The sequence below is a fragment of the Microcoleus sp. A2-C3 genome, from assembly GCF_036706065.1.
In the GTDB taxonomy this organism is placed as follows: domain Bacteria; phylum Cyanobacteriota; class Cyanobacteriia; order Cyanobacteriales; family Microcoleaceae; genus Microcoleus.
Genome location: NZ_JAUBVX010000003.1, coordinates 36,879 through 57,157 on the forward strand (window position 1 = coordinate 36,879; position 20,279 = coordinate 57,157).

Below are 20,279 nucleotides of genomic sequence, written 5' to 3' on the forward strand. Positions count from 1 at the left end.
GATTTCAATTGACAGCCCTAAAGGCTGAGAGTCGATCGCTCAAACTCCCCTCCACTCAAATAACTCCAATTGCTGGAACTAGAGAGGGTTCCCAGGCTCACCCACTAACGCGGATGATTTTCCCTGTATTCCAACAGGCTCCTCGGGCGTACTTTTATCCTGTTTCCGAGGGACTCTCGGTACAGCATCCAAACAGATTCCCAGTCGATCCAGACCGCGCTTCAAAATAACTTTTGCAGCATCCACATCGGCATCTTCATGATGCCCACATTCTTCACAGATAAACTTCTCCTTATCTCGGTTGGTTGGACTAACATACCCGCACTCGCTGCATTCCTGAGAGCTAAAGTGAGGCACCGCTTCATGAACCAGAACGCCTGCCCTTTCGGACAAAATCTTGACTTTCTGTTTTATGGAACCCCAAGCAGCATCAGCAATGGCTTTGTTCAATGCTGATTTAGCAGACTGACGATTCGGCAAATAATTTCCAAACTCATCTTGCTTTGGTTTGCAGCGTGCCATCATGCCTTGAATGTTAAGATTCTCGAACACAATCAGGTCAAACTGCCTGACCAAGCTATTAGCTATCTTCCATTGGTAATCCTCTCGTCGATTGGCAACTTTTTGTTCCAATCTTGCTAAGCGCTGGCTGGCTTTTCTTCTGCGGCCCGAACGCAAAACCTTGCGGCTGACAGCACGGTTTAGTCGCTTCCGCTTCCGTTCCGTCCGCTTGTAAAACCTGGGATTGACAATGGTTTGTCCCGTACTCAGAGACATTAGCTTCTTGATACCCAGATCTACTCCTACTGCGGTTTTAACTTTATTCACTGCTGGAACATCTGGAACCGACTCATCTTGCAACCGAACAGAGATATAAAAGCCATCTGCTTTTTTCCGGACAGTGACGGAACGAATGCTGAAACCCTTAGGAAACGGTCGGGACTGAAAAAACGACATCCAGCCAATACCGGGAAGTCGGACTTTATTCGCTTTAAAGCCGACATCTCTAGGCGGGTAGGTGAAAGAGCGAAATTTACCCTGCCACTTTGTTTTCGGATATTTGCCGAATCCTCGGAAAAAACGCCCAAAAGCAGCATCAACCTGTTTCAGCATTTGTTGCAAAACATGGTGATAGATTTCTCTGTACCAAGGACGCTCCTGCTTCAAGTCAACCAAATTGGCATCTTGTTGAGCGAGCGGAGTCCTTTTCTTGCCTTTTGCTGTCCAAGGATTGCCGTACAAAGCACCTTTGCTTAACGAGCAAGCGAAGGGGCAACACTCGGCTTGAGTTTCAATGAAGCAGTAGTTCCCCATACGAGGAAATCTTGCTTGCTCGTAGGCTTCTGTCCGCTCTCTGACTCTGAAGTTGTATTGCAAGCGAAGCAAATGAATCCACCGCTCGATTGTTTGAGCTTGTTTGAGCGATGGATTTAGCTTGTAAACGTAAGCAAGTAGCATAGTGTACTGTCTTAAGTTAACGGGGCTACTGATTTAGCAGATTAGCAACTTGCTGCGCTGTGGAGTGGGAGATGCTAGCGCATGAGTTCACCCCATTAGGATTGAGCGTGTTGATCCGCTTGGCACTGAGAACTTTGGCAAAATCTGTAGCAGCCAGTTCCTCCATTGTCATACCATCTTTGCAGTTTTGTCCTTTTTTTAGTCCTCTTTCTGCTCGGAAATCTTGGGTACGACCAATAATCGGTTGATACACGTTCGCCTTGCAGATACCAAAGTGGCTTGGAACCTTAACTCCATGTTCAGACAAAACAGCCTCATAGTGGTCTTCTTTGGGAATGGAGTCAAGACGGGCTCCAATATATTCAGGGCTTTTGCCTTGTTTTTCCCAATTCTTAACTGCGCGCTGCCGACTGCGGCGAATGCCAAGCTCTGGGTCAGCATCCTCTTCAATTCGTTCTTTGACAGCAGCGAGTACCCACACATAGAACTCTGGAGACAATGACTTAGCGTAATCAATAGCTAATTTGTCGATCGCGTAAGTTCCACAACCATTAGCACTGCCTCTCTTGATGGTAATCAAGCCAGTATCAATAGCTACTTGCTTAACTTGTTTTGCCCAATGTCTGTAGGCCTGAGTTCTACAACCTGATGTTGGCTTGGCTTCCAGAATTCTATCTAGGATAGATTTTAACTCAGGCTTGGCTTCCAGTACAAAATGCAACAGCAGATGACAGGTGTCCTCCTGCTGAAGCCAATAATCTGCCTTCTGAGATTTGACAGACCCGGCAGCCCTCCACATATCAGTCAGACACACTAGCCCACCGTTATGCTGACGATGAATTGCAAAACCTTTGTAGTCCATACTGTAACTCCGTAATTTGCCCATATTGAAAAACCCTCCACTAAAATCAAAAACACTCTTGACATATTTGTGACCGTGTGGTAGTAGCTAAGGGTTGACAAATGTGCTATGATAAAAGCACAAGAAACTCTAGACCGCAAGAAATTAAATTCTTGCAGCTCAGGTGTATAACCCAAAGCCACTACCGAGCAAGTTCGTTATCTGTGGGGATGGTGGGACTCGAACCCACAAAAACCCTGGCAGGTTATCCGGTTAGGAGCCGGATGCGTTCTCCTGTTCCGCCACATCCCCAAGTAAAATGCAGCGGCGATACTTTGAACTAGGAACTCAAAGAATCGCCACTGTTTATTAACGAAGAAAATCTCATTTGCGGTGTCGTCATCATGGTGCTAGCACTATTTGACCCTGATTGTTCGTTAAACGAATTTGAAGCATAAGTATATCGATTAAGCTTCTTCCACCTTTTAAATTGTGGATCTGCACCCCGACGTAATTCTACGCTCAAGGAGTTTTTGGCTCGCCAAAATTCCTCTTCAGATGGCGCGTCAAATATGGCTTCGACAATCCGATCGACTTGCATAGGCTCTTGACTATCGTTCAAAATCTTTTCTATGGATTCTGCAAAGGTCAGCCCCACGTACTGAGGACGCTTCATCTCTACAGGGTTGCGCTGATGTCTGTTTTGAGAGCTTGCTTTTTCAAGACTGGCATCTTGAGAAGCAAGATTAACATTGGGTATACCTCCTTTGAGATGTTCGTCTGCACCCAGAGAACTTGTTGAAGCTACTTGGCTCCCATTCAAAGTCAGTGCTTCTGTTTCGGAAAACACATCTGTGAGTGTTAATGCCACTTCATCACTAACTACCAGCGCCAGCATACCCTCGTAATAAACAATACTTGCTTTTAGTTGTAAAGCTTTCGCCTCTATTTCAGCAAGTTCCGACTTCTGCTGGGCAATTTGCTCTTTGAGCCATTTAACGTGCTGTTCCCGGCCAACATCCTGTGCCATAGCTCCTAAAATTTTCTGTGCTGCTCAGATGATAACACAACAAAAAGAATTAAAAAAGCAAAACAAGAAAAGAATGTAAATATTTTTTGCTCTTTAAATAACATGACATACCGCTGGTATTTCCAAAAAAAAACACCCCCGCAGGGGTGATGTTGCTTACCGGGTAATTTTTCTAGCTAAGTCGCTCAAACTCAAACTGTTTCCTCATCAGCCGGGTCGCCGTAGGGGTCTTCGCTGGCCGGACGCACGTTGCCGAACTGTCCGGCATCCGCTACGTTGTCGGCCGGGTCGCCATAGGGGTCTTCGCTGGCCGGACGCACGTTGCCGAACTGTCCGGCACCCGCTACGTTGTCGGCCGGGTCGCCATAGGGGTCTTCGCTGGCCGGACGCACGTTGCCGAACTGTCCGGGATTTTGGCGATCGTCATAATTGGCATCAGGATCGACTTGCTCGTTGTCTGGCCCGACGATCGCATCTTTTAACTTCCGCAAAAATCCATCTACCATGATCAAGTTCCTCTTTATTTATGTGTTGAAAAACTGCTGTTGTAGATTGGGAATTCCAGATTTTATGGAAAATCTCAAATCGGCAATCTAAAATTGTTTGATTACTGTGCCGGAACAGGACTTGTAGCTTCAGGTAAGCTTCTGAGGTCTCGGCCAGTAGTTTGGTTGTTGTACCCCTGGAAATCGCGGTAACGCGCTGCCTCGGACTCTGGAACTTTAATTCCTTCAGGCGGGGGCGTTACCCAGTGAGCGCGATTCTGGGCATCGCGGTAGTAAACGCGACCGTTTTTGGAAAGGTAATATTTTCCCTGCGGCCCCTGTTCTTGCTTGTTTTGGTGCTGGCGGTAGAGGTAGTAAAGGGCTGCTGCTCCTACTAAAGTAATCCCTACTTTTTGAGCATTGTTCAAGCCTTTTTTTGCTTCGGGCGTAGGACTAGGGCCGCGATTAGTTTGCACTGAGCCAGCGCGAGTGTCGTCAACAGGAGGCGGGGGAGTGGAACTTTGCTGGCTAGAACCGCAAGCACTCAAAAACGGAAAGGTCAGCAGCGTTGTCAGCAGCAGAGCCATGAAGCGCGATCTTTTGGGTTCGAGTTTGATTGTGTTCATTGCGGCTCCAAATGGTCGGGATTACAGGTGGGTGTGTTCTGGCGAGGTTGAGGAACCTGAGCTGCTGCCAACCGTTTTGTAAGTAAATGAATTTCTCAAAGCAATTTTGACAAAAGTAGTTGCTGAGAACTTATAACAGCGCAGGTACGGTATTGCATTTCTCTTTAATCATCCTCAAATTTTTCTAAGATTTACTCATGCCAGGGATATAAATAAAGTTTCTGTTATTTCAGTCCGCAGGTATATGTAAATGCGCGCTCTCTGGTAAAAATAAATTCCGTTTGTGGGTAGACGGCTGAAAGCGAAGTGAAGCAGGCGGACGGGGCGAGTCCGAAACCGAAAGCAGCACTGGCGAGGGAGAGAAGGCGGGATTTAATTGCGCATCCCTGCTTGTCTCAGATGCAGGCAATTTTTTTGTGGAAATTCTGGAGATGTCGATCGCACTCCTGTATTAATAATTAACCGCAAGAGAAAGCCGCCGGAGCTTTTCGGATATTTATGAAATTAAAAAATTTAGTTACTGTTGGATTGTCGATCGCCCTTTTATTAGCTGCCACCAAATATATACCAGATTTAAACCAGCAAAACCAAGTCAAGCAATTGCTAGAGACAAAACAGTGTCCCGAATGCAATCTCAGCAATGTCAACTTGAAGGGAATGGACTTACAAGGATTTAACTTGCAAGGAGCCAACCTCGAAGGTGCCAACTTATCAGAAGCAAAATTGGCCAATGCCAACCTCAAAAATGCCAACTTGAACAAAGCCAACCTGACTGGTTCTGATTTAGGCTGTAGTGGCATAAGTTTCAATCTTGATACCAATGGTCAAGCAGCAAATATGGATTTCAAGGTAAGTGCCGTTCCCGAAAAAAATAACCCAGAAAATGCAGTAGTTGGTTTCAACATAAAATCAACAGATCGAGGAGCCACAATGCGTTTCAACCTGCCGGGATGCGCCGAATTTGAGAATGCTAAAATGCAGGAAACTAAAATGCCCGATGGCAACATTCACCCTTAATTTGTTAACTTTTTCTCTTTCTTTTCTCTTTCTCTGTGTCCTCTGTGGTCTCTGCGGTTCATTCAAAAAAAAACCGCAGCCTGAATAACAGGCGGCGGTTTTTTTAAGCAACTAATTGCCAGCTAAAATTAGTGAGCAGAACCGTTACCGTGATACTTGTCGCTGTCGTAGAATCCGTTTTTTGTGCCGAAGAACAGACAGCAAACGGTGAAAACTGCCGTCAAGACTGCTAAAACTAACTTAACGTCCATAATTTACTGTCTCCTATTGAGTGCAAATACTCAGATTGTAGAATCTTTTTGGCTGGCGCGGCCATCTACCACCGTAGCGCCTGATTTGCTGGGCTGTACTCTGGTGCGGCAGTTTCCCGACGGCGAGACGATTCGGGGAATGATTGTTGAAACCGAAGCTTACGGGCCGGGAGATCCCGCTTGTCACGCTTACCAGCGGCGCACTCCTCGCAATCAGGCGATGTTCGGGCCTGCCGGTATGAGCTACGTTTACTTAATCTACGGGATGTATCACTGTTTTAACGTGGTGACGGATGCAGAGGGGGTTGCTAGCGGTGTGCTGATTCGAGCTTTGCAGCTAGATGCGTTTCCCAAAGCGTTCGCTGGAATTCCTCAGAAGAAGCAGTTGCGCCTCGCTGCGGGGCCTGGGAAGCTGTGTAAGGTACTGGAGATCGATCGAACTTTCAGCGGTTTACCCTTGGATGGAGGCCAACCGCTGCGGTTGGAACACCGGAGCGAGGACTTTCGTGCCGCTGTCGAGGAAGGTACAATAAATCTGGTGCAAACTACGCGGATCGGGATTACTAAAGGGATTGATTTGCCTTGGCGGTGGTATTTGGGGAACTGTACGGCCGTGTCACAACTCTAGTAATCTCAAAGGTGTCAGTGTAAATTTGGTAGTTTAAACTTAGTGAAATTATGGCTTACTCTTCTGAAAACCCGATCGTACAACTCAAAAAATGCCTGACACTCGCTCAGGATGTTGGGAGTCACGCCGAAGCTCACCGAGCTTTCGAGCAATTGTGCGGGATTATAGATGCTGAAAATCCGATGGCGGCGCAACTTTTAGAGATGTTGTGGGAAGACGCAATTCTGGCGAGGCGTTCAGCTTTATTTTGGCAGCAAATGAGCGAGGTTGAGAAAGATATGGCTAATAGAATGATGGAAAATATGACGCAGATGAGACAAAATTATTTGCGATTGATGCAGGAAATGTAGGATTTGGGTAATTGGTAATTGGTAATTGCCGGACTTTGCCAACAGGTGTAAGGTGCGTCAGCCCAGAGATTTGACACCGATCAAATAGTTGGTTTCTGACGCACCCTACCATAAATTTTGTTACTGCATTAAAGCAGCGCCGCGGTTGTAAAGTTCGCGGGCGTAATCAGTCCAAGTTCCCTGTCCCCAATACCGGAAACAGCTTGTTTGTAACAGCAAGTTGTAAAGCAAAGCTTGCTGGTATTCAAACTGCTTGGTAACAGTAGCATCTTGCTGCACCAGCGGATCATATTTTTTGTGAAATGCTGCGCTGAGTTGATTCATCGGTTCTAAGACATTTTCGTAGCCTTTCACCCAACTCAAATCGTTAGTCCAAGAGGCACCATCCATGTGAAAATTGTGGTCTGTTTGCTTGATTTGGGCGATCGCACTTTCGACTTTTTCCGGTGTTGCAGTATCTGGATCGACTAGCTGCCAAATTTTGTGCTGGTTGATTCCTTGACAAACAGGATAATCATCAGGATTAACACCAGCAGCTTCAATTATCTCCAAATATTCAGTCCCATTTAAACCAACAACACCCGATTTTCCGCCGCCATTTTCCCGGTTTTCGTGCCAAGCTTTGACAAAAGCGCTGGGAAATTCATTCATCATCACGCCGCCATTTTCGCCGTCAGCAATTTGAGTCACCAAAGAAGGAACTGTGACATTGCCAATTTGCTGTTTATTACGTCCTTTTGCTTCGTAGTAAGGCTGCATTTGACCAACCAATTTTGTATCAGAACCTTGGGTTTTAATCAAAGCCGTAATGCTAATTGTTTCGCCGCGAGAATTGCGCGCCATCAAACGGTTGGGAATATATTTTTGGTCTTGCGACAATCCCGAACCGTCGGGATTTTCTACAGAATGTTCCTGCACCATCAGCCAGCGATAGCCGCATTCTTTCAAAGCTTTGATGTATTCGTAAAGTGTGTCTGGGTGATTGGGAAAGTGCATTTCTGGGGGCGAAAAACCTTTAACCCGCTTCAAAGCATCCAAGCCAAAAATTGCCGCAAAATGATGTTGCCATGCTTGAATTTGAAGTTTGATGTCGGGAATGGGAGTTGAGGGAATGACGGCATGACTCCACATTGTCCCCAGCCATTCTACATAAGGTTGGTATTCAGGTTCGCAGGTAATCCGCTTGAGATTGTTGAGGACATCATCGCGTCCCATTTGACGCAATCCCCACAATAAATTGCCCGAATAATCGAGCATAATTCGCGGGTTGCAGCCTTCGGCAATCAGTTGGGGAATGAATTCTCCCATGCGGGAATAGCACCAAGCAAATACTCCGGCGTTGTGGTTGTCTCCTTGGTTGGGATTTTCAAACATATTCTGCAAATTGCAGATAAGTTCGCCGTTTGCACCTGCTGGAATTGTGGGTTGGTGCATATGCAGGGCGCAGGCAAATCCGGCTTGAATGTTTTCCAGGCGCAGATTTGTTGTAGGTAAAAAGACTGGTTCGTTGCTGTTGGCTGCGGCACTGATTTCTGCTTCGGAACCGCAAATGTTGGGCAATCCTGAGTTGATTTCTTCTAAAACTGGTGGGTTTGGGGATGGTGCGATCGCAGACATAAGTTTTTCTCGCATAATTGTGGAGCGGCATTGTCTGCTATTCCTAAGATAGCTAGATAATTTAACATTAGCAGAGTCGCCGTACAAAAGGTCGGAAGCAATGCTATTTCATTTGTGAATTAGATTGATTTTTTAGCTAACTGCTTGCATGGCGCAGAGGAAGTGAAGACAGATAAAGAGAGTAGTTGTAGAAGGTTACAGGGAATTGTGCGATCGATATTTGCAACAAGATGATACAGCGAGTTGCCTCTTTCCTCAGCAGCAGAAGGCGCTGTGCGCGTTTCTACCTGTATTTGAAGCAGCAGGGACACGAGAGTGCCGTGTCCGTACCTATATTTTAAGCAACAGCCCGATCGCCCGAATCGACCTCAACTTGCGATCGTCGGCGCGTATTTTTCCTGTATTCCCAATGGCCGGCTTGCTTATCTGCCGAGAAATCATATACTTTGTCAAGTTAAGAAAATATTTTTGGATTCATCTAGGAGTAAGCAAAAAAAATGTACATCGTACAAATTGCCTCAGAATGCGCCCCCGTCATCAAAGCAGGGGGTTTGGGGGACGTAGTTTACGGTTTGAGTCGGGAGTTGCAGAATTCCGGCCATGCTGTCGAGATTATTCTGCCCAAATACGACTGCATGAGGTATGACCACATTTGGGGGCTTCACGATGCCTATCGAGAGCTGGCGGTGCCCTGGTACGGTGGCGAAATCTTATGTGATGTCTACTGCGGCTGGGTGCACGAGGTTTTGTGTTTTTTCATCGAACCTCGATCGCAAGATAACTTTTTTAACCGCGGCTGTTATTACGGTTGCAATGATGACAATATGCGGTTTGCATTTTTTAGCAAAGCTGCTTTGGAATTTTTGCTCAGAAGCAACAAGCGCCCGGATGTGATTCACTGTCACGATTGGCAAACTGGTTTGGTTCCAGTCATGCTGTTTGAAATTTACAAATACAATTGGATGGAAAATCAGCGAGTCTGCTATACCATTCACAATTTCAAACATCAAGGTATGGGCGGTAGCGACGTTTTGCAAGCAACGGGTTTGAATCGAGATGATTATTATTTTCAGTACGATCGCCTGCAAGACAATTTTAACCCTTTTGCCATCAATTTTATGAAAGGTGGCATTGTGTACTCGAACTTTGTGACGACGGTTTCGCCGCACCACGCTTGGGAAGCTCACGTCGGCGAGTTCGGCTACGGTTTGGGCCACACTTTGCATATATATCAAGACAAGTTTCGCGGGGTGCTCAACGGCATCGATTATGATGTATGGAATCCTGAGAGCGATCGCTATATTCCGCAGCACTACACTGACAAGGATCTGGCAGGAAAAGCCAAAACTAAACAAGCTTTGCGCGATCGGCTTTTATTGCGCGATGCTGACAAGCCTATGATTACCTTTATCGGTCGTTTGGACGATCAAAAAGGCGTTCACCTCCTCCACCACGCCATTTATTATTCTCTGAGTAAAGGCGCGCAATTCGTGCTTTTGGGTTCGGCGACGGAAGCGGGAATTAACGATCATTTCCAGCACGAAAAACAGTTTTTAAATGATAATCCAGACTGCCATTTAGAACTAGGTTTTAATGAGGAACTGTCGCACTTAATTTACGCGGGTGCGGATATGATCGTGGTGCCGAGCAATTACGAACCCTGCGGGCTGACTCAGATGATCGGGTTGAGGTACGGTACAGTGCCTGTGGTGCGGGGTGTGGGCGGTTTGGTGAATACGGTGTTCGATCGCGATTACGGCACCAGCCACCCCCCCGAAGAGCGCAACGGTTACGTATTTTACCAAAGTGACTACTACGCTTTAGAGTCGGTGCTCGATCGGGCGATCGGATTGTGGTATGACTACCATGATGAATTTGAAAAACTCATGATTCAAGGTATGAATTGCGATAATTCGTGGAAATATCCAGCTAAAGACTATGTGGAAATTTACGAGCTAATTAGACATAAATAAGGCGGAATTAGTCAGTAGTCATTTGTCATTGGTCATTAGTCATTGGTCAACTGTCAACTGTCAACGGGTTGTTTCAAAAACAGCCTCTCTACCTTTAGGAATAGATAAACCCGCCCAGCTATAGCCAGAGATAATGTTTTGAGTAAAAATGTGGGGGTGGAAAGTACGATGCAGATTGTAGGGTTTTCTTGCCTGTCGTTGCGAAGTGCGATCGCAGAAGATAGGAGTATAGAAATTAAACGGCTGGTGTTCGCCCGCCCTACATAAAATGAACTCACAACTAGAACAACAAGTAACAATCCTGCAAGACGAAACAGCAGCGGCCGGAAATTCAGACAACCCAACAGTTGAAACACCTTTATTTGCCTCAGAGTTCGTAACAGAGGAAAAAGTTAGAGTCGAAGAATTTAAGATTAGCGCCGACAGTTTAATTGGTAAAGTCAAAGAACTAATTCAGCAAGGAAAACTGCGCCGCCTCGTCATCAAAAACTCAGAAGGGCGGACTTTGGCAGACATTCCGCTGATGGCGGGATTGGTAGGCGGCGTTGCAGGGAGTGTAATCTTTCCAATAGCTGCTGCACTTGGGGCAGTTGGGGCAGTTGTGGCTCATTTGACTGTAGCTATCGAGCGGAAAGAGTAGTAATTAGTCCGCAGTGATTAAGTCATTCAATAATCTAATTTTTCATTACAAGCGAAAAGAAGCAATCCCAGAGTCTGAGATTGCTTCTTTTCGCTTGTAATGGCATTACTCTCGTTACCAGGTTCTGCGAAAGTAACGCATATCTAGAGGCTCTGTCTCGCTGTTTCTCGTCTCAGTTTACCGGAGGCAGAGCCTGGAAACGAGAAATATGCAACAGCTTAATTCGATGCTTTCGCCCCAGGCTGGTCTAAATAATTGTAAACAATCCGCGAAATTCGACGCACAAAATCTCTGACAATCGGGTCATTGTAAGGACGTTTTACAAAAATTGCTGCTAAATAACGCTTGCCATTCGGCATATCAATAATCCCCGCATCGCCAACTACAAAACCGATATCTCCGGTTTTGTCAGCAATCACTGCTCCCGCCCCCAAACCAGAAGGCAACAACGTTCTAGTTGTGGTGCGCCGCAGTAATTCTAAAGCTTGTTCTCGACTAGATTCAGAGACTAATTTATCGCGAGATAGCATGGATAACAATTTTACCATATCGACAGAACTTGTGGTATTTGTTCCTTGAAAATCGCCGAGCCAATTGCGAATTCTGGTGTCAGTTAATCCCCAAGTGCGAAAACGCTCGTTGACTTTAGCAATTCCGCCCAAACGTTCAATAATCATGTTGGTGGCTGTATTGTCGCTGATGGTAATCATTTTATCTACGGTTTCTCTGATGCTAAACCGAGTGCCATCTGGTTCGTCTTGCATAGTTCCAGAGCCGCTGGCTACTAAGTCTGACTTCATAACTAATGTTTCGTTGAGGCTAATTTTGCCTGCGTCTACATCTTGATAAAATGCAATTAGGATTGGTAATTTGATTGTACTCGCTGCTGGAAATACTCGATCGCCTTTTATGTCCAAATAGTCTCCGGTGTCTAAATCCAGAAAGAACATTCCGGCGCTGAGGGATTTGTATTGTGCGATCGCACTTTCGACTTGCGGCTTGATCGCGCTCATTTCCGAACCCGCCCGCATCGCCAAATCAGCGGCATAGTTTCTTGGACTTGCTGAAGCAACAGTTAGGGGAACTTGACCAGATTTTTGTTCTACTTGGGTAATAGCTGCTGGTGGAAAAGACTCGTTTGCTGCTATTTGTTCGGGATTCGGTAACTGAAACGACCAGCGAGTGGCAGATTCTCTAATTACTCGGACTTTTTGCGGGTCTAATTTATAACCGGGAGTTAATTCTATTACTAATCTGGTAGTTTCGCTATCAAATTGCCCGACTCTAATTTCTTGAATAGCTGAGTTGTAGCTTTGAGGACTTTCGGGATATTCTAAGACTATTCCGGGCAAGTCAATTACTAGGCGGGTGGGATTGGCGATTAGTTTAACTTGCGGCTGGACTCCTGAATCTGTGGTTAAGTTGAGTTGATTTTGGCTGGCGTCGAAGTGCCAGGATGTTAGTGTATCAGCTTTTGCAGGTAGGGCGATCGACAAAACACTAATTAAAGTTGGCAACAGCCATCGCAGTTTTGGAGTCATATGTGAGGAGTAAGAGTTTAACGGCTGCGACAAGGTGGCTGAAACAACGTTTTCAACCGCTTTCGAGGCGAACCACCTAGCATCATACAGTTAACTCTTGCCCGCACCCGTAATTTTTATTATTTTCTTTGAGAATATTCGGTTTCCGGGAATTATATCGCATCCGGTTATATTAAACCTTTTTATTCTAGTCTCGCGTAGATCGGAAAGTTCATTCAGTCGGGAATTATCTTCGCAGAATTATTGTTTCCTCGACGCGAATTGTATTTGTTTTAGATAGCAAATTCTAATTGTCTGATCGCCAGATTTCTCGCATCTTCGATCGAGTCGATCGCACTTTTGGCAAAAACTTGGCTTTTGGCGACAAATCGGCGATCGCTGAAATGGTCGTAAGCTTCCCAATTACCGCTAACTTCGCGATCGTGCCACAGAAACCAGCCGCGGTAGATTTCCCCGCTATCAATATCATCGCACAGAACCAGCCAATCATCACCCGTGAGAGCGTTGCCATCTAGGGCTACCAATTCAACCCAAGCAAGGGCTGTGCAGGCATCGATCGCATCAGCATCAACTAAGTCAGATTTGGTGGCGGTAGCTGTGGGCGAGTAAAGTGTAGACTTCATAATTTCTCCTTGATTAAAGTAACAAATTTCCTATTTATGGAACTGACTAGGTAATGCAACTGGAAAAACTGTGTTTTGATGAACTTCGGGTTGGTCAAATTTACCAGCGGCCGATGCTTCGGTTAAATTGTTAAGTGTATTAATTGTGAAAATCGCTGCGGTTCCTAAAGCTGCCATTGCGAGTCTGTGTAAGATTTTACTCATGGTGATGCTCCTTTTTGGCTTGATGTATCTACTCTAAAAAAAATCAGTGCTTACTCGCAGGGGAGATTGGGGAGTTAAGAAAAGTTTTTTATTTTCAAATATATTCAAAGGTTGAAGCCGTTATCAGGACAGAGTTTGAGGAGATCGATCGCCCAAAACCCCGGGCGTAGTAAAATTCCTTAAATTCCGGCTGGCTGACTATCTCCCTTAAAATCGCTTAAGATAGGCACTTAAGGCGTTAAACCTCCTAAATTCCTTCCCCTTTCAGTGCAACCGAAGTGCTCAAGTCAAAACGCGATCGCGGTCGAATTCTCACAGCCCCGGGCTTAAAGAAGCTCAACGAGGCGCTCCAAGAATGGTCTGACCGATATAACATTAGAGGTACTCTGACGGAAATCGAGGCAGAGTCGGGCGTTGGCGCAGATACAGTCAGTAAAATTAAGCAGGGTAGAGAAGGTGCGGATTTAAGTAAACTGCGGCAGTTGTTTGCGGCGTTTGAGCTGACTCTGATGAATGGCGACCATCGATCGGCTAAACTAGACGATGCCGGAGATGTCGGCGAGTCGGACAATTTGCCCGCAGCGGAAGATACAGCCAGCAGCAGAAGTGTTAAAGTATTTGTGAGTTATCGCAGCGCTGAACCCGATCGCGAGTTGGGAAAACAGTTGGAAATGGCGTTAAGTGCGATCGGGCATACAGTCTTCACAGCAGAAAATAACATTAGATTGGGAGATAATTGGTTCGATCGCATTAACTTCTTCCTCAAAGAATGCGATTATTTGCTGTTGCTACTGCCACCAACAGTCAGCCAAAGCGAAATACTAACATATCAAGTTCAGCAAGCAAAAGAACTGCAAGATTCCCGTCCTGACAAAAAACCGATAATTCTCCCCATCCGCGTCGGTTTCCCGCTAAACGCGCCTTTAAACCACGACTTGCGGGGCTATCTGTACCGCATCAAACAAAGGGAATGGAAAACCACCGCCGACACTCCAATTATCATCGAAGAAGTTCTAAATTTGCTAGCAGAAACTCCCGCACCACTCCCAGAAGAAGCGGAAGACTTAACGCCAAACCAAGTATTAGAAATTAGCAGCGACGAAATACCCCAACCAGTCGCCGAACCGGAATTACCGGGAGGACAAGTCGATGTTGCTTCTCAATTTTATGTAGAACGCCAGCCCATCGAAGAACGCTGCTATCAAACTATTGTACAGCCCAGCGCTTTAATTAGAATCAAAGCCCCCAGACAAATGGGAAAAACTTCCTTGATGGCAAAAATTTTGCATCACGGAAGCCTTCAAGGTTATTGCACGGTGCCGCTAACTTTTCAGTTAGTAGATAAAGCGGTATTCGCCAACTTAGATAAATTCTTAAAATGGTTCTGTGCTTATGTCGGGCGCGAGTTGCACTTACCAAATCAATTAGACGATTATTGGGACGAGATTTTTGGCAGCAAAGTCAACTGCAAAGATTACTTTGAAAAATATATTTTGCCGCAAATCGACAGTCCTTTAATTTTAGGATTAGACGAGATCGATCGCGTTTTCCAATATCCAGATATTGCCGAAGACTTTTTAGGACTGTTGCGGGCGTGGCACGAAGAATCAAAACGGCGCGATATCTGGAAAAAACTGCGCTTAATTGTAGTTCACTCCACCGAAGTTTACATCCCGATGAACATCAATCAATCGCCTTTCAACGTCGGACTACCCGTGGATTTGCCCGAATTCAACCATCAGCAAATTCAAGATTTAGCAGCGCGCCACAATTTGCAATGGTCAGATGCCGAAGTTGAGCAACTGACGGCAATGGTCGGCGGTCATCCGTATTTAGTGCGAGTTGCATTATATCACATTTCGCGATCGGATTTGACCCTTGATGAATTAAAAGAAACTGCTACCAGCGATGCGGGAATTTATAGCGACCACCTGCGCCGCCAACTGTGGAATTTAGAAGAATATCCAGAGTTAGCGGAGGGAATGAGAGAGATTGCAGCGGCGGACATTCCTGTTCAATTAAAGTCGATGCAGGCGTTTAAATTGGATAGTTTGGGGTTGGTGAAGTTGCAGGGAAATGAGTGTGTTCCGAGGTGTGAATTGTATCGGCAATATTTTCGATCGCACTTGAGCGCGATCGGGTAAGTTCGATCGCTCTGTTATCATATAATTCCAGATATTGTAGGGGCGGGTTCACCGAAAATAATGGCCTAAAACTGACAATTTCATAAACCAGCCCCCACCAAACGACAAATCACAATCTACCTCTTTTTAGATTAAAACAGCCCATGAACGATATTTTTTTGATAACTTCCGATAATTGGCTAGACTGGATAGCGGTGTTTGGCTATCTCGGTTTGACTGTTTTTATTATGTGGCGCATTATGGCTGCAAAGTAGCTGTTAAGATAGAGGTATAATCAGAAAGTAATCAACTCCCGCAGACTATGATGTCGCCTGTTGAAAGTGTCGCAGCAATCCCGAACGATTTGATTTTGCGCTTGAGCGTCGAGCAGTATCATGCTATGATTCAAGCTGGCATTTTGGCGGATGACGATCCAGTAGAACTGCTAGAGGGATGGCTTGTTTTCAAAATGCCCAAAAATCCGCCCCATCGAGTAGCAACTCGCCTTGTTAGAACAGCTTTAGAGAATATTTTACCTCCCGGATGGTATGTTGATTCTCAGGAACCGATTACGCTGCAAAATAGTGAACCCGAACCGGATATAGTGGTGGTTCGAGGCGATACGCGACAATATCTCGATCGCCATCCGGGCGCTGAAGATGTTGCTATTGTGATCGAAGTATCGGATACTACGCTTGGGCGCGATCGCACTATCAAGAAACGGACTTATGCCCGCGCGGGAATTCCGGTTTATTGGATTGTCAATCTGGTGGAAGGACAGGTTGAGGTGTACGATCGACCTTCGGGAGACTCTGAAGCGCCGGATTACGGGCAAATGTTGATTTACGGGCGATCGGCTGTTATACCGATTATTATTGAAGGGATAGAAATTGGGGCGATCGCTGTAGATGCTCTTTTGCCTTAATTTTGATGGAATTTTACAAATGAACATTACATGGGGAGGGCTGATTTTGCACTCATCTACTGGCTTTTCTCATAAATCCTAAGCTGAACCCGCCCCTGCAATTTGCGTAAAATAGGAATATTTTCTAACTGTTCCGATCGCAATTCTTCCCAATTTAACCCAATTGGACGCGGATACATTGTATTAGTTTCAATTACCTCCTCGGAAGTTACAATCCAGTTGAGCGCCCAATCGTGAGGCTGCATTGGCAAACGCGAATCTGCGACAATTTGCAAAGGATGCACTGTTGTGACAATCGGAGTATCATTTTTAACTAATCCAAATTCCGCCAGCATCGCCAGTTCCAAATCCGCAAATCCTGCTCCTTTCCCCGTGCGTCCACCGTGGCGCCCCGCGGCTACGCAACCGACTATTGCTAAGTCAATTGGCTGCATTTCTGCAAAACTCACTAATCGGCCGCAGGTGACTGCTTTGCGGGCGATCGCAGCTTCGGCTAGGGGGATATTGCGATTGTGCAAGTTTTCGGCGGTTAACTCGACAAAACAGCGATCGTCTGTCAAGCGCGGTACAGCCATATACAAGCGTTTTCCATCTTGCAAAGCGCGCAATCGCACTGGATTTTGCGGCGAATCGGGATTGCACTTGATCGATTTTGCCTGTTGCCAAATTGGTAATTTTGCCAGGTTTTCGGCAGCCACCTGTGCACCGACAAAGTTGGGAATATGACCGAACGGATCGCCAATAGATGCGGCTTGCTGCTTCAGCAAAGACCAAATTTCCGATCTTAACTGGTCTTTTTCTTGGTGATATCCAGTCCAATCAGTTTTCATGCTGTATTATGCTACAATTTATCATACAAAATTATGCTTTAATACCGCCTCACTTCTTCAGTCCGCGAAGGCGGACTTTGTTTGTGTAGTAGCGGTTTTAACCGCCGAATAACTTATATGAAGTTTACCACAAAACCGAGTTACTATCAAGTAGGCGGCAGTCTCACTAATAACTCTCCGAATTATGTGAAGCGTCAAGCAGATGACGACTTCTACAACGGATTGAAAGGGGGGGAATTTTGCTATGTTTTGAATTCCCGACAAATGGGCAAGTCTAGCTTGCAGGTGCGGACAATTCAACGGCTGAGAGATGAAGGAATTGCTTGTGCTGCGATCGACATTTCGGAAATTGGCAACCGCAGCGTGACTCCCGAACAGTGGTATGCTGGGTTACTCCGCATTCTGGAAAATAACTTTAACCTGTCGGATGTTGTCAACGTGCGGACTTGGTGGCGCGATCGCAATTTTTTAACTCCGGTTCAAAGATTGAGCGAATTTATCGAAACCATACTGTTAGCCAACATTTCCAGCAATATTGTCATCTTTATCGACGAAATCGACAGCATTCTCGCCCTGGATTTTCCCGCAGACGATTTTTTAGCCTTAATTCGATCGTGCTACAACAAGCGCGCCAACAATCCAGAGTTCGATCGCCTGACGTGGGCTCTGTTGGGCGTAGCATCCCCGACGGATTTGTGCCGCGACAAGAATCTCAGCAGCAACACGCCTTTTAATATCGGTAAGGCGATCGAATTAACTGGTTTTGACGAAACAGAAGCCCAACCCCTAGCAGCGGGTTTGGCAGAGCTGACAGACAGCCCTCAGGAAGTTTTGAGAGAGGTTTTGTATTGGACGGGCGGCCAGCCATTCCTGACTCAAAAGCTGTGTAAACTTCTCTTTGAAAATGCCGGATTAATCCAAAATCCCAAAGAGTGGGTTGAGAAAGTAGTACGCTTGAAGATTGTGGAAAATTGGGAATCTCAGGATGTGCCCGAACATTTGTCCACAATTCGCGATCGGCTTTTTAGAGAAAATCAGCGAATTATCAGAAGACTCGGATTATATCAACAAATTTTACAGCAAATTGAAATCGTCCCCGATGGTAGTGCGGAACAAATGGAATTGCGATTAAGTGGATTAATCGTCAAACACCGGGAAAAACTCACAAGTTCTAATCCTATTTATCAAGCTGTATTTAACCAAGACTTAATCGCCCAAAAATTAGAAAAACTCTCGCCTTATTCGGAAGCAATCAAATTCTGGCTGAATTCTAACTCTCAAGATGATTCGCAATTGTTGCGAGGGGAAGATTTGCAGTCAGCATTGGTTTGGGCGGCAGATAAAAGTTTGAGAAACGAAGATTTTCAGTTTTTGACAGCTAGCCAAAAAGTGATTTTGAGCGACCAAAATCAACTGCTGCTGGCAGCTACACTCGAAACTAAAAAAGCTGTGAGTGATGCAGCAAAAGCCTTAACGGAAGCTAACGCAGCCAAGCGAAAAGCCAAACAGTGGATAGGAATTGGTTCGGCGGTACTGGCCGGATCGTTGATTGGGGCGATCGGCTTTTCAACTCTCGCTTACCAGCGGTTTAAACTCGCACAAGCAAGTATTGAGATCGAACAAAATGGCAGCGATGCTTTACTATTGGCGGTATCTCAAAAGACCGAAAACACCCAAGCTTTATCAGAAGCTTTGCTAAGGGCGATCGCCTCCGGGGAAAAATTAAAAACCCTGGTTAATAATAAACCAAATTTAGAACAATATCCAGCTACAAGGCCGCTGCTAGCATTACAAATAATTCTCGATAAAATCAGCAAAAAACAGCAAATAAAAGCATCATCATTTCCGCAAGTGGTGAAGTGGCAAGCTCATGTAGGTGCAGTTACCAGCGTCAGTTTTAGCCCTGACAGACAAATTTTAGCAACCGCAGGTATAGACGATAGAGTTCGGATTTGGAACTTTTCCGGGTCTAAAATTGCTGAATGGAAAGCTTTGCAGCAGTCAGTTAATATAGTAAGCTTTAGCCCGGATGGCAAGTTTTTAGCAACGGCAGGAAAGGACGGCACAGTTAAATTTTGGAACTTATCAGGGGAAAATATTTCTAGTTTTCAAGCACTTGAAGGCTCAGTTACCAGCATCAGTTTTAGTTCCGACGATAAATTTTTAGCAGCGGCAGGAATAGACAGCAGTGCTGCAATTTGGCCGCTATCAAAACAGCCAAAAGTAATATCATCTACTGTAAAACTTCCCGGTCATAACGGCTTAGTTAGAAGCGTAAATTTCAGCCCTAACGGAGAGTTTCTCACGACTTTAGACGGCAAATCTACAGTGCGGATTTGGAATGTGTCAGGACAACTAAAAAAAACACTGCCGGTGCAGGCAATCGGTATCAGCTTCAGTCCTGCTCAACAGCAGTATCGCTTTGCTACAGTAACATTGAACGGCAAAGTCGGGCTGTGGAACCTGTCAGAAAAACAATTAATTAATGAATTTCAAACCTTGCATTTTGATGCCAAATCAATTAGTTTTAGTCCAGACGGAGAAAGGCTGGCTACTGTGGGAATTGACAAGACGGTGCGGCTGTGGAATTTAGCGGGGCGACAGGTTGCTCAATTTGAGTTTGAGGAGAATGTTGTTAGTGTGGGTTGGAGTCGAGACGGCAAGCAAATTGCTGTAGCTGGAAGCAACGGCACTGTCTGGCTGAGACAGGTTGAAGGGTTGGAAGAATTGCTGAAGCAAAGCTGCAATTTTCTGGGCAGTAAACCGGAGTATGTTAGAAGGATTTCAACTATCTGCAAGTAGTAATCAAAGGGAAATACGGACACGGCATTGCCGTTTCCCTACCAGTGGTTTTTTTACCATGTTTGTAGGGTGTGCACTGCGCACCGGTTGAGTTTGTCGCCCACCGGAGAACCCCGATTTTGCTCGTTACCAAGCAAAGCGCCAGGGAATCGGTTAAACCAATTAAACTGCGCCGGTGCGCATTGCGCACCTAGCCCTGTCAAGGTGTGTGCTGAGCTTGGTCTGGAAGTCCTGTCAGTAGGTTAGTCTGGATGGTGTATTCGGAAGAACACTTGCGCAGACTGGGAATAGGATAAGCGAGGAAAAAGTTGATGC

At 45.7% G+C, this 20,279-nt stretch carries 19 protein-coding genes and 1 tRNA gene; 9 read left to right on the plus strand and 11 right to left on the minus strand.

Translation table 11 applies throughout. From position 1 onward, the window contains the following. Window positions 1-78: 78 nt before the first annotated feature. The 6 genes from QUB66_RS02965 to QUB66_RS02990 all read right to left on the minus strand — a co-directional run bounded on the left by QUB66_RS02965 (window position 79) and on the right by QUB66_RS02990 (window position 4,440). Entirely contained in the window at window positions 79-1,458 is a 1,380-nt protein-coding gene (locus QUB66_RS02965; RefSeq protein ID WP_332965995.1) for an RNA-guided endonuclease InsQ/TnpB family protein, read from the minus strand. A 25-nt stretch (window positions 1,459-1,483) separates the two neighbouring features. Then, window positions 1,484-2,320, minus strand: coding sequence for a KilA-N domain-containing protein (locus QUB66_RS02970; protein ID WP_332971194.1), 837 nt, complete (start codon window positions 2,318-2,320; stop codon window positions 1,484-1,486). Between the two features lie 204 nt (window positions 2,321-2,524). After that, window positions 2,525-2,611 (minus strand) — tRNA-Arg (locus tag QUB66_RS02975). 28 nt (window positions 2,612-2,639) lie between these two features. Continuing rightward, window positions 2,640-3,329 (minus strand): hypothetical protein, encoded by a 690-nt coding sequence (locus tag QUB66_RS02980; protein WP_332965991.1) that lies wholly within the window; start codon window positions 3,327-3,329, stop codon window positions 2,640-2,642. A gap of 191 nt (window positions 3,330-3,520) precedes the next feature. After that, window positions 3,521-3,835, minus strand: coding sequence for a translation initiation factor (locus QUB66_RS02985; protein WP_265236514.1), 315 nt, complete (start codon window positions 3,833-3,835; stop codon window positions 3,521-3,523). Window positions 3,836-3,936: 101 nt separating this feature from the next. Continuing rightward, window positions 3,937-4,440: a hypothetical protein gene (locus tag QUB66_RS02990; RefSeq protein ID WP_332965989.1), complete on the minus strand. Its 504-nt coding sequence runs from the start codon at window positions 4,438-4,440 to the stop codon at window positions 3,937-3,939. A gap of 498 nt (window positions 4,441-4,938) precedes the next feature. On the opposite strand from QUB66_RS02990, the gene QUB66_RS02995 reads away from it, so the two are divergent. The 3 genes from QUB66_RS02995 (at window position 4,939) to QUB66_RS03005 (ending at window position 6,686) form a co-directional block, all read left to right on the plus strand. Continuing rightward, the gene (locus QUB66_RS02995; protein WP_332965987.1) at window positions 4,939-5,457 is read left to right on the plus strand and encodes a pentapeptide repeat-containing protein; all 519 of its coding nucleotides are present in this window, start codon (window positions 4,939-4,941) and stop codon (window positions 5,455-5,457) included. A 267-nt stretch (window positions 5,458-5,724) separates the two neighbouring features. After that, window positions 5,725-6,336, plus strand: a complete 612-nt coding sequence (locus tag QUB66_RS03000) for a DNA-3-methyladenine glycosylase (protein WP_265236508.1) — start codon at window positions 5,725-5,727, stop codon at window positions 6,334-6,336. 50 nt (window positions 6,337-6,386) lie between these two features. Further along, window positions 6,387-6,686, plus strand: a complete 300-nt coding sequence (locus tag QUB66_RS03005) for a hypothetical protein (protein WP_265236506.1) — start codon at window positions 6,387-6,389, stop codon at window positions 6,684-6,686. A gap of 120 nt (window positions 6,687-6,806) precedes the next feature. On the opposite strand, the gene QUB66_RS03010 is transcribed toward QUB66_RS03005, so the two are convergent. Then, window positions 6,807-8,303, minus strand: a complete 1,497-nt coding sequence (locus tag QUB66_RS03010; protein ID WP_265236583.1) for a glycosyl hydrolase family 57 — start codon at window positions 8,301-8,303, stop codon at window positions 6,807-6,809. A 497-nt stretch (window positions 8,304-8,800) separates the two neighbouring features. Between QUB66_RS03010 and glgA the strand changes: the two genes are divergently transcribed. From glgA to QUB66_RS03025, 3 genes are all read left to right on the plus strand, one after another. Beyond that, window positions 8,801-10,276: a glycogen synthase GlgA gene (glgA, locus tag QUB66_RS03015; RefSeq protein ID WP_332965986.1), complete on the plus strand. Its 1,476-nt coding sequence runs from the start codon at window positions 8,801-8,803 to the stop codon at window positions 10,274-10,276. A 138-nt stretch (window positions 10,277-10,414) separates the two neighbouring features. Continuing rightward, window positions 10,415-10,543, plus strand: a complete 129-nt coding sequence (locus QUB66_RS03020) for a hypothetical protein (protein ID WP_265236503.1) — start codon at window positions 10,415-10,417, stop codon at window positions 10,541-10,543. Window position 10,544: 1 nt separating this feature from the next. Further along, window positions 10,545-10,916: a DUF4342 domain-containing protein gene (locus QUB66_RS03025; protein WP_265236501.1), complete on the plus strand. Its 372-nt coding sequence runs from the start codon at window positions 10,545-10,547 to the stop codon at window positions 10,914-10,916. Between the two features lie 218 nt (window positions 10,917-11,134). Here QUB66_RS03025 and QUB66_RS03030 read toward each other — a convergent pair whose 3' ends face one another. From QUB66_RS03030 to QUB66_RS03040, 3 genes are all read right to left on the minus strand, one after another. Next, window positions 11,135-12,457 carry a serine hydrolase gene (locus QUB66_RS03030; RefSeq protein ID WP_332965985.1) on the minus strand — a complete coding sequence of 441 codons (1,323 nt, stop codon included), beginning with the start codon at window positions 12,455-12,457 and terminating at the stop codon, window positions 11,135-11,137. A gap of 272 nt (window positions 12,458-12,729) precedes the next feature. After that, window positions 12,730-13,080, minus strand: coding sequence for a hypothetical protein (locus tag QUB66_RS03035; RefSeq protein ID WP_265236497.1), 351 nt, complete (start codon window positions 13,078-13,080; stop codon window positions 12,730-12,732). 30 nt (window positions 13,081-13,110) lie between these two features. After that, window positions 13,111-13,284 (minus strand): hypothetical protein, encoded by a 174-nt coding sequence (locus QUB66_RS03040; protein WP_265236495.1) that lies wholly within the window; start codon window positions 13,282-13,284, stop codon window positions 13,111-13,113. Window positions 13,285-13,562: 278 nt separating this feature from the next. On the opposite strand from QUB66_RS03040, the gene QUB66_RS03045 reads away from it, so the two are divergent. Together QUB66_RS03045 and QUB66_RS03050 are read left to right on the plus strand one after the other, a co-directional pair. Beyond that, complete coding sequence (locus tag QUB66_RS03045) at window positions 13,563-15,428, plus strand: AAA-like domain-containing protein (RefSeq protein WP_332965984.1); 1,866 nt, start codon at window positions 13,563-13,565, stop codon at window positions 15,426-15,428. 301 nt (window positions 15,429-15,729) lie between these two features. Further along, window positions 15,730-16,332 (plus strand): Uma2 family endonuclease, encoded by a 603-nt coding sequence (locus QUB66_RS03050; RefSeq protein WP_332965982.1) that lies wholly within the window; start codon window positions 15,730-15,732, stop codon window positions 16,330-16,332. A 56-nt stretch (window positions 16,333-16,388) separates the two neighbouring features. Here the strand turns inward: QUB66_RS03050 and QUB66_RS03055 are convergent, their stop codons facing one another. Further along, on the minus strand, window positions 16,389-17,162 hold the full coding sequence (locus QUB66_RS03055; RefSeq protein ID WP_332965981.1) for a 5-formyltetrahydrofolate cyclo-ligase: 774 nt from the start codon (window positions 17,160-17,162) through the stop codon (window positions 16,389-16,391). Window positions 17,163-17,279: 117 nt separating this feature from the next. Between QUB66_RS03055 and QUB66_RS03060 the strand changes: the two genes are divergently transcribed. Then, on the plus strand, window positions 17,280-19,964 hold the full coding sequence (locus tag QUB66_RS03060) for an AAA-like domain-containing protein (RefSeq protein WP_332965979.1): 2,685 nt from the start codon (window positions 17,280-17,282) through the stop codon (window positions 19,962-19,964). Window positions 19,965-20,279 lie beyond the last annotated feature (315 nt).

What these genes read in the sequence shown, in the direction of transcription:
- QUB66_RS02965 (WP_332965995.1), bottom strand. Translation starts at nt 1,458, where the DNA reads ATGCTACTTGCTTACGTTTACAAGCTAAATCCATCGCTCAAACAAGCT.
- QUB66_RS02970 (WP_332971194.1), bottom strand. Translation starts at nt 2,320, where the DNA reads ATGGACTACAAAGGTTTTGCAATTCATCGTCAGCATAACGGTGGGCTA.
- QUB66_RS02980 (WP_332965991.1), bottom strand. Translation starts at nt 3,329, where the DNA reads ATGGCACAGGATGTTGGCCGGGAACAGCACGTTAAATGGCTCAAAGAG.
- QUB66_RS02985 (WP_265236514.1), bottom strand. Translation starts at nt 3,835, where the DNA reads ATGGTAGATGGATTTTTGCGGAAGTTAAAAGATGCGATCGTCGGGCCA.
- QUB66_RS02990 (WP_332965989.1), bottom strand. Translation starts at nt 4,440, where the DNA reads ATGAACACAATCAAACTCGAACCCAAAAGATCGCGCTTCATGGCTCTG.
- QUB66_RS02995 (WP_332965987.1), top strand. Translation starts at nt 4,939, where the DNA reads ATGAAATTAAAAAATTTAGTTACTGTTGGATTGTCGATCGCCCTTTTA.
- QUB66_RS03005 (WP_265236506.1), top strand. Translation starts at nt 6,387, where the DNA reads ATGGCTTACTCTTCTGAAAACCCGATCGTACAACTCAAAAAATGCCTG.
- QUB66_RS03010 (WP_265236583.1), bottom strand. Translation starts at nt 8,303, where the DNA reads ATGTCTGCGATCGCACCATCCCCAAACCCACCAGTTTTAGAAGAAATC.
- glgA (WP_332965986.1), top strand. Translation starts at nt 8,801, where the DNA reads ATGTACATCGTACAAATTGCCTCAGAATGCGCCCCCGTCATCAAAGCA.
- QUB66_RS03025 (WP_265236501.1), top strand. Translation starts at nt 10,545, where the DNA reads ATGAACTCACAACTAGAACAACAAGTAACAATCCTGCAAGACGAAACA.
- QUB66_RS03030 (WP_332965985.1), bottom strand. Translation starts at nt 12,457, where the DNA reads ATGACTCCAAAACTGCGATGGCTGTTGCCAACTTTAATTAGTGTTTTG.
- QUB66_RS03035 (WP_265236497.1), bottom strand. Translation starts at nt 13,080, where the DNA reads ATGAAGTCTACACTTTACTCGCCCACAGCTACCGCCACCAAATCTGAC.
- QUB66_RS03040 (WP_265236495.1), bottom strand. Translation starts at nt 13,284, where the DNA reads ATGAGTAAAATCTTACACAGACTCGCAATGGCAGCTTTAGGAACCGCA.
- QUB66_RS03050 (WP_332965982.1), top strand. Translation starts at nt 15,730, where the DNA reads ATGATGTCGCCTGTTGAAAGTGTCGCAGCAATCCCGAACGATTTGATT.
- QUB66_RS03055 (WP_332965981.1), bottom strand. Translation starts at nt 17,162, where the DNA reads ATGAAAACTGATTGGACTGGATATCACCAAGAAAAAGACCAGTTAAGA.
- QUB66_RS03060 (WP_332965979.1), top strand. Translation starts at nt 17,280, where the DNA reads ATGAAGTTTACCACAAAACCGAGTTACTATCAAGTAGGCGGCAGTCTC.